The organism is Bathymodiolus azoricus thioautotrophic gill symbiont (genome assembly GCF_001298715.1).
GTDB lineage: Bacteria > Pseudomonadota > Gammaproteobacteria > PS1 > Pseudothioglobaceae > Thiodubiliella.
Genome location: NZ_CDSC02000100.1, coordinates 1 through 7,737 on the forward strand (window position 1 = coordinate 1; position 7,737 = coordinate 7,737).

The window sequence follows — 7,737 nt, forward strand, 5'->3', positions numbered from 1 at the left end:
TTTTGAAAGGTTGTTGTTCCAATAAATGAAAAACTAGGATATTGGGGAAAATTGTTAATAATAGCGATACTTTGAACTTTGTTTACCTGCTGTTTGGTTAAAGGCATTGAGTTACAACCTGCCAATAAAGCAATAAGTGTCAACATTAAAATAATATTTTTTTTCATACTTGCCTTTATGCTTTTTTACCGCGCATTTTGCTAATCATTTGTAGTTGCGCCATTGACTCAGCAAGCGCAGCTTGGGTTGCTGAAATATCTTGATTTTCAGTCGCACCTTCCATTGCTGCTTCTGCACGCTGTTTAGCCTCTAATGCCTTGGCTTCATTTAGATCACTTGCACGAATAGCAGTGTCAGAAAAAATAGTAACCACATCGGGTTGTATTTCAACGATACCGCCAGAAACATAAATAGACTCAACGCCTTTGTCGGTTTCAATGCGAACTTCGCCTGGCTTTAAAGTTGACAATAATGCAGTGTGTTTTGGATAGATGCCCAATTCACCTGTTGATGCAGGCGCAAATACACACTTTGCTTCACCCGAATAGAGTGATTCAGTAGCGCTTACGACATCAACTTGCATACTTGACATTTTAAGCCTTCTCTGCAGACGCTTCCGCTGCTTTTGCACGAACTTCATCAATAGAGCCCATCATATAGAATGCTTGCTCTGGTAAGTCGTCCAACTCACCTTCAAGAATTGCTTTAAAGCCAGAAATTGTATCTTTTAAGGATACATATTTACCAGTTGCACCCGTGAATACTTCTGCCACGAAAAATGGCTGAGAGAGGAAGCGTTGAATTTTACGAGCACGAGAAACAGACTGCTTGTCTTCTTCAGATAATTCGTCCATACCTAAAATTGCAATAATGTCTTTAAGCTCTTTGTAGCGTTGTAGTACGCCTTGTACACCTCGTGCCACATTGTAGTGTTCTTCGCCAACGATGAGTGGGTCTAGTTGGCGTGAAGTAGAATCTAGTGGGTCTACTGCAGGGTAAATACCTAATTCTGCTACTTGACGCGATAACACAACCGTTGCATCTAAGTGTGCGAATGTTGTTGCTGGTGATGGGTCAGTTAAGTCATCTGCTGGTACATATACCGCTTGGATTGAAGTAATTGAACCTTTCTTAGTTGAGGTAATGCGTTCTTGTAGAGCGCCCATCTCACTTGCTAGTGTTGGCTGGTAACCTACTGCTGAAGGCATACGACCTAACAATGCCGATACTTCAGTACCCGCAAGTGTATAACGATAAATGTTATCAATAAATAATAAGACATCGCGACCCTCATCACGAAAGTATTCAGCCATGGTTAAACCCGTTAAGGCAACACGAAGACGGTTACCCGGTGGCTCATTCATTTGACCATAAACAAGGGATACTTTATCTAATACATTTGATTCTTTCATCTCGTGGTAGAAGTCGTTACCCTCACGAGTACGCTCACCAACACCAGCAAATACAGAGTAACCTGAGTGTTCAATCGCAATGTTACGAATAAGCTCCATCATGTTAACGGTTTTACCGACGCCTGCACCACCGAATAAGCCAACTTTACCACCCTTAGCAAACGGACAAACTAGGTCAATTACCTTAATGCCTGTTTCTAATAATTCTGCTGCAGGTGCTAATTCATCATAAGCAGGGGCGCTACGATGAATTTCCCATTCGGCCTCTGGAGCAATATCACCTGCGTTATCAATAGGCTCACCCAATACATTCATAATGCGTCCAAGTGTTTTAGTGCCTACTGGAACTTTAATTGCTGAACCAGTGTTAGAAACTTCCAAACTTCTTTTTAAGCCTTCTGAACTACCCATTGCAATGGCACGAACCACATTATCACCTAATTGCTGTTGCACTTCTAGTGTTAACCCTGTTTCAATAACTATTAGGGCGTCATAAATATTTGGAATATTATTCTCTGGAAATTCAACATCGATAACCGCGCCAATAATTTGTGTAATTTTTCCGTTGCTCATTTTACTTTTCCTCTTTTTAAATTCTTATTATTAAACTTATACTGCAGCGGCGCCACTAACAATTTCAGAAATTTCCTGAGTAATTGCCGCTTGCCTCGCTTTATTGTAAACCAACTCTAAATCCTTCACCATATCGCCCGCATTGTCAGTCGCACTCTTCATTGCAACCATACGAGATGATTGCTCACAAGCGATATTTTCAACCAAGCCCTGATAAACCAAAGCCTCAATATAACGCACCAATAATGCACTCAATGCTTCCTGAGCATCTGGTTCATAGATATAGTCCCAGTGATAATCCATGCCCTGCACTTCTCCAGCAACCATGGGTACTAACTGAGATACTGTGGGTACTTGTGTCATGGTATTTTCGAACTTGTTATAAGCCACTGATAACTGTTGAATTTCACCAGCATCATAGGCGTCTAACATAACCTTAACTGTGCCTAGTAAGTCATCAAATTGTGGCGCATCGCCTAAATCTGTTAATACTGATTTAATGGCTAAGCCTGTATTTTTGAAAAACGAGGTGGCCTTTTTACCAATAGTGCAAAGTTCAACCTCAATACCTTGTGCCTGATAATCAACGATTGTTTTTAGCACACTTCTAAATAAGTTTGTATTCAAACCACCACACAAGCCTCTGTCGCTAGAAACAATGATAATGCCAATACGCTTAACATTACCTACTTCCTTCATGTAAGGATGCTCAAACTCCGAATGTGCATAAGCCAAATGACCAATAACTTTGGCAATCTTCTCAGAATAAGGGCGTGATGCCATCATTCTGTCTTGTGCTTTTTTCATTTTAGAGGCTGCCACCATTTCCATGGCCGATGTGATTTTCTGAGTATTTTTAATACTCGAAATCTGCGCTCTAATTTCTTTTCCGCCTGCCATATTATTTTACCAAGTGTGGTTTGCCTTAAAATCATCAATTGCCGCTTGTAACTCGCTAGCAATATCGTCGTTGTAGTCGCCATTTTCATTGATTTTGTTTATCAATGCAGTTTGGTTTGCATTCATATAAGTAATCAATGCTGCCTCAAAATCAACCACTTTGCTTACCTCAATGTCATCTAATGAGCCTGAGTTTGCAGCGAAGAGTGAAGTTGTCATTTCAGCCACTGACAATGGTGTATATTGATTTTGCTTCATCAATTCTGTAACACGCTGACCACGGTCAATTTGAGCCTTAGTCTCTGCATCAAGATCTGATGCAAACTGTGCAAATGCTGCTAATTCACGGTACTGTGCAAGGTCTAGACGAATACCGCCACCTAATTTCTTAATGATATTAGTTTGCGCTGCACCACCCACTCGTGATACTGATAGTCCTGCATTAATCGCTGGGCGAATACCTGAGTTGAATAAGTCAGTTTCTAAGAAAATCTGACCATCCGTAATAGAAATTACATTGGTTGGTACGAATGCTGATACATCACCACCTTGAGTTTCAATAATTGGCAATGCAGTTAGCGAGCCTGTTTGACCCTTAACTTCACCATTAGTGTACTTTTCAACATACTCTGCGTTTACGCGCGACGCTCGTTCAAGTAAGCGAGAGTGCAAGTAGAATACATCACCTGGATACGCTTCACGCCCTGGTGGACGCTTGAGTAGTAGTGATACCTCACGGTATGCCCATGCCTGTTTAGTAAGGTCATCGTAAACAATTAATGCATCTTCGCCACGGTCACGGAAGTATTCGCCCATCGCACAACCTGCATAAGGTGCAATATATTGCAATGCTGGTGAGTTAGCAGCACCTGCTGAAACGATAATTGTGTTTTCTAATGCACCATGCTCTTCTAACTTACGCACAACTGCCGCTACTGAAGAGTCTTTTTGACCAATCGCGACATAAACACATTTAACACCTGTATTTTTCTGGTTAATAATCGCATCGATTGCAACTGCAGTTTTGCCAGTTTGTCTGTCACCAATAATCAACTCTCGTTGTCCACGACCAACAGGTACCATTGCGTCAATTGCCTTAATACCTGTTTGAATCGGCTGGTCAACTGATTGACGGTCAATAACACCGGGTGCAATAATCTCTAATGGATACGACTCTTTGCTGTCAATATCGCCTTTACCGTCAATTGCCTTACCCAGTGGATTAACAACACGACCCATCATGGCTTCGCCAACGGGTACTTCCACTAGACGCTTGGTACATTTAACGGTATCACCTTCACAAAGGTGTAAATAGTCACCTAGTACTACTGCACCAACTGAATCTTGCTCCAAGTTAAGCGCCATACCAAATGTATTGCCAGGGAACTCAAGCATTTCACCAAATTGAACATCAGCCAAGCCGTGAATACGAACAATGCCGTCACTCACACTGATTATGGTGCCTTCTGTGCGTGCTTCAGTTGCAAAATCAAAACCTTCTATTTGTTTTTTAATTAAATCACTAATTTCGCTTGCGTTTAATTGCATAACTATTCCTCTTTTATTGTTTATATAAAATTAATGTGCAACCGACAACCGTGAACCAAGTTCGTTTACACGCGCTTTGATTGACAAATCAATTACCTTATCGCCTTCTTTAATCACCACGCCACCGACTAAATCCTCATCTATTTCGGTATCAATGCTGATCGTTGTTTTGTATTTATCAGACAAATCTTTAACGATTTGATCTTCTTCTTTCTTGTTTAATTTATAAGCGCTAATCACATGAAATGCTTTAGCATCACTGCTTAAATTAGACATTGCATCAAATAATTCCAGAATACTCGGCAACGCATTAATGCGGTCATTTTCTAACAATAAGCCAATAAATGTCTTTTCTTGTTTACTTAATGCCCTGTCTAGCGCCGAGGTAAATATTGTGACAATTGTTTTTGCTTTGTTGGCTTTAGTCGAGTTAGGTGATGCAACAAACGCACGCATTGTTGCATCATTTGCTACAGATGCGCCCACCTCTAAAACCCCTCTCCAGTGCGCATGAGATTTATTGTGCTGAGCAATCTCAAAAACTGCATTAGCATAAGGTTTGGCAATTGTTGTTAGCTCCACTTCTCAGTCCTATAGTGTCTGTGACAATTTCTTTAACATGCTTTGATGTGTTTTAGTATCTACTTCTTTATCCAAGATAGTATTCACACCCTGCATAACTAAGTCAGACACTTGGTCTTTTAACTCGTTACGCACTCGCTGAGATTCTTGTTCAATTTCCCCATGCGCTTGCGTTTTGATGCGTTGTGCTTCTTGAGAAGCGATATTCTTGGCATCTTCAACTACGCTTGATGCTTGTTTGGTTGCATTGGCAATAATTTCAGATGCTTGGTTCTTAGACTTCTCAAGCAATTCCTGAGCTTTTTTCTGCGCCTCTTTGTGTTCTGATAATCCACGCTCTGCTGCAATTAAACCACTTTCAATACGCTTTTTACGCTCCTCCATGGCAGCAACAATTGGCGGCCATACGAACCTCATGCAGAACCATGTAAACATGGCGAACATGAGTAATTGTCCGAGCATCGTCATATTAATATTCATAGCTTAAACCCTGCTTTAAAAAAAGTATTTATTAACCAGCTACTGCAAATAAGATATACATTGAGATACCTACTGCAATCATTGGAACCGCATCAACTAGACCCATTACGATGAACATTTGTGTTCTAAGCATGGGGATAAGTTCTGGTTGACGCGCTGCACCTTCTAAGAATCTTGCGCCTAGAATGCCGATACCTACTGCTGCACCTAATGCACCTAAACCCATTAAAATCGAACCCGCTAAAAATAATGTTGCTTGTACTTCTGTCATTTTCTTACTCCTATTTTTTTTAAAATTAATGGCCTTTATCGTGCGCCATATCCATATACACAATAACCAAAGTCATAAAGATAAAGGCTTGTAGTAATACGATTAAAATGTGGAAAATTGCCCATGGCAATGATAGCGTCCACTGAGTCCACCACGGTAATAATGCGATTAAGATGAAAATCATCTCTCCTGCGTACATATTACCGAATAAACGTAATGAGTGTGATACTGGTTTTGCAATTAGAGAGACAAATTCTAAGAAAAAATTAGCCGGAATTAATAAAACTTTAAGAAAAGGGTTTTTAGATGAAAATGGATGCAAGGTTAATTCAGCAGTAAAGCCACCAAAGCCTTTTATTTTAATACTGTAAAACAGCATCAATAAGAATACGCCGATCGCCAGACCAAAGGTCGCATTTGGGTCTGTGGTTGGCACTACTTTAAAGAATACATGGTGCGGGTCAGCACCAAAGGCTACGCCAATTTGTTGAGCTACATATGGCAGCCAATCAACAGGCACCAAGTCCATGGTATTCATTAGCACAATCCAAATAAATACTGTTAATGCTAAAGGCGCAACCAATGGGTTTTTACCGTTAAATGAGCCACGAACATTTTCATCAATAAAGTCGATAATACTTTCAACAAAATTTTGAGCACCTGAAGGCGTGTCAGTGGTCATTTTTTTGCCAACACGGTAGAAAAAGAATAAGAATATTGCACCTAATAAGAATGAAACCCCTAGTGTGTCTAAATGCAATGCCATAAAGCCCATTTCTTTAGCTTCTGCGGCACTGTGTGCTAAACCCCAATGACCGTCAGGGAACTGACCATAGGTTAAGTTCTGTAGGTGGTGTTTGATGTAATCACTTGAAGCGATAAGTTCATTTCCTGCTGACATTATTCCCCCAAAACCTTATCCATTAAAAAACCACATATTCCTAAAACCAAACTAATAATTAAAGCGTCTGCATTTAGTCCTAAAATAAACTTCCCTATTAAAGTTAAGCTCACTATCATCGCCATACGCATCACTACGCTAATGATCATCATTCTAACACCTGTTTGGGCGCTGATGGCAACATCATTTTCTTGTTTATTTATGTGTCTATTAACCAACACTGTATTAGCCAAGCTAATCAACCCCCCGTAAAGCGCAGAAAGACCTGCACTTGCTGTGGAGAAATAAGCAATAGATGCTAATAAGATGGTTAATTGAATTTTCGGCACTTTAGTATTCATTGCCAAAACCTCAAAAATGTTACACATCCACAAAAAATGCGAATTATACAGTTTAAATGATAAAGATTGAAAGTAATTTTATTGAGTTGTGCCTTATATTATCTGCATTAAAATACAATAATATTCTTATACATTTGACAATAAACATAACACAACCAATAATATAGAGTTATTAAATAATAGTTAAGGAAATAATATGGCACATATTGTTGTTATTGGCGCAAGCACAGGCGGATTGCCATTTGCTTACGATATAAAGAAAACATTAGGTAAAGATCACGAAGTAACGGTTATCTCGAACAACCCAAATTTTAACTTTATTCCATCAAATCCATGGTTAGCAGTTGGTTGGCGCAGTGCAGATGACATTAGTTTTGAGCTTGCACCGAGATTAAAGCGTAAGAATATCCACTTGATTGTTGGCGAAGCAACCCAAATTAAACCGAACGAAAACCAAGTAATGGTTGGTGACAAAGTTGTTGATTATGATTACTTAGTATTGGCCACTGGTCCTAAATTGGCATTTGATGAAGTCCAAGGCCTGGGTCCGGACGGACACAGTGTTTCTATTTGTACCACAGCACACGCTGAGACTGCGTGTCATGATTGGGAAAATTTTTGTGCCAATGGTGGTGGTCCAATTGTTGTGGGTGCGGTACAAGGTGCCTCTTGTTTTGGTCCTGCCTATGAATTTGCCACCATTATGGATACCGATTTGAAAAAACGCGG

10 protein-coding genes are annotated in these 7,737 nt (G+C 40.0%); 1 reads left to right on the forward strand and 9 read right to left on the reverse strand.

From position 1 onward, the window contains the following. Positions 1-175: 175 nt before the first annotated feature. The 9 genes from BAZSYMA_RS01980 to BAZSYMA_RS02020 are packed head-to-tail and all read right to left on the reverse strand — an operon-like array spanning position 176 to position 7,035. Entirely contained in the window at positions 176-592 is a 417-nt protein-coding gene (locus BAZSYMA_RS01980; RefSeq protein WP_090715072.1) for a F0F1 ATP synthase subunit epsilon, read from the reverse strand. Position 593: 1 nt separating this feature from the next. Beyond that, positions 594-1,985: a F0F1 ATP synthase subunit beta gene (gene atpD, locus BAZSYMA_RS01985; RefSeq protein ID WP_090715074.1), complete on the reverse strand. Its 1,392-nt coding sequence runs from the start codon at positions 1,983-1,985 to the stop codon at positions 594-596. Between the two features lie 36 nt (positions 1,986-2,021). Next, entirely contained in the window at positions 2,022-2,885 is an 864-nt protein-coding gene (atpG, locus tag BAZSYMA_RS01990) for a F0F1 ATP synthase subunit gamma (protein WP_090715077.1), read from the reverse strand. 6 nt (positions 2,886-2,891) lie between these two features. Next, entirely contained in the window at positions 2,892-4,433 is a 1,542-nt protein-coding gene (gene atpA, locus BAZSYMA_RS01995; protein WP_090715080.1) for a F0F1 ATP synthase subunit alpha, read from the reverse strand. A gap of 30 nt (positions 4,434-4,463) precedes the next feature. Beyond that, positions 4,464-5,015 carry a F0F1 ATP synthase subunit delta gene (locus BAZSYMA_RS02000; RefSeq protein WP_090715083.1) on the reverse strand — a complete coding sequence of 184 codons (552 nt, stop codon included), beginning with the start codon at positions 5,013-5,015 and terminating at the stop codon, positions 4,464-4,466. 9 nt (positions 5,016-5,024) lie between these two features. Then, the gene (locus BAZSYMA_RS02005; protein ID WP_090715085.1) at positions 5,025-5,495 is read right to left on the reverse strand and encodes a F0F1 ATP synthase subunit B; all 471 of its coding nucleotides are present in this window, start codon (positions 5,493-5,495) and stop codon (positions 5,025-5,027) included. 31 nt (positions 5,496-5,526) lie between these two features. Continuing rightward, positions 5,527-5,766, reverse strand: coding sequence for a F0F1 ATP synthase subunit C (gene atpE / locus BAZSYMA_RS02010; protein ID WP_066045805.1), 240 nt, complete (start codon positions 5,764-5,766; stop codon positions 5,527-5,529). Positions 5,767-5,791: 25 nt separating this feature from the next. Further along, positions 5,792-6,667 (reverse strand): F0F1 ATP synthase subunit A, encoded by an 876-nt coding sequence (gene atpB, locus BAZSYMA_RS02015; protein WP_090715087.1) that lies wholly within the window; start codon positions 6,665-6,667, stop codon positions 5,792-5,794. Then, complete coding sequence (locus BAZSYMA_RS02020) at positions 6,667-7,035, reverse strand: ATP synthase subunit I (protein WP_090715088.1); 369 nt, start codon at positions 7,033-7,035, stop codon at positions 6,667-6,669. Before BAZSYMA_RS02020 ends, atpB begins: the two co-directional genes overlap by 1 nt. 169 nt (positions 7,036-7,204) lie before the next feature. Here BAZSYMA_RS02020 and BAZSYMA_RS02025 point away from each other — a divergent pair. Then, on the forward strand, positions 7,205-7,737 hold a 533-nt coding region (locus BAZSYMA_RS02025; protein ID WP_143243062.1), incomplete at its 3' end, for an NAD(P)/FAD-dependent oxidoreductase.

Coding starts and splice junctions, on each gene's coding strand:
- atpA (WP_090715080.1), bottom strand. CDS start 4,433: ATGCAATTAAACGCAAGCGAAATTAGTGATTTAATTAAAAAACAAATA.
- BAZSYMA_RS02020 (WP_090715088.1), bottom strand. CDS start 7,035: ATGTGTAACATTTTTGAGGTTTTGGCAATGAATACTAAAGTGCCGAAA.
- atpE (WP_066045805.1), bottom strand. CDS start 5,766: ATGACAGAAGTACAAGCAACATTATTTTTAGCGGGTTCGATTTTAATG.
- atpG (WP_090715077.1), bottom strand. CDS start 2,885: ATGGCAGGCGGAAAAGAAATTAGAGCGCAGATTTCGAGTATTAAAAAT.
- atpD (WP_090715074.1), bottom strand. CDS start 1,985: ATGAGCAACGGAAAAATTACACAAATTATTGGCGCGGTTATCGATGTT.
- BAZSYMA_RS01980 (WP_090715072.1), bottom strand. CDS start 592: ATGTCAAGTATGCAAGTTGATGTCGTAAGCGCTACTGAATCACTCTAT.
- BAZSYMA_RS02005 (WP_090715085.1), bottom strand. CDS start 5,495: ATGAATATTAATATGACGATGCTCGGACAATTACTCATGTTCGCCATG.
- atpB (WP_090715087.1), bottom strand. CDS start 6,667: ATGTCAGCAGGAAATGAACTTATCGCTTCAAGTGATTACATCAAACAC.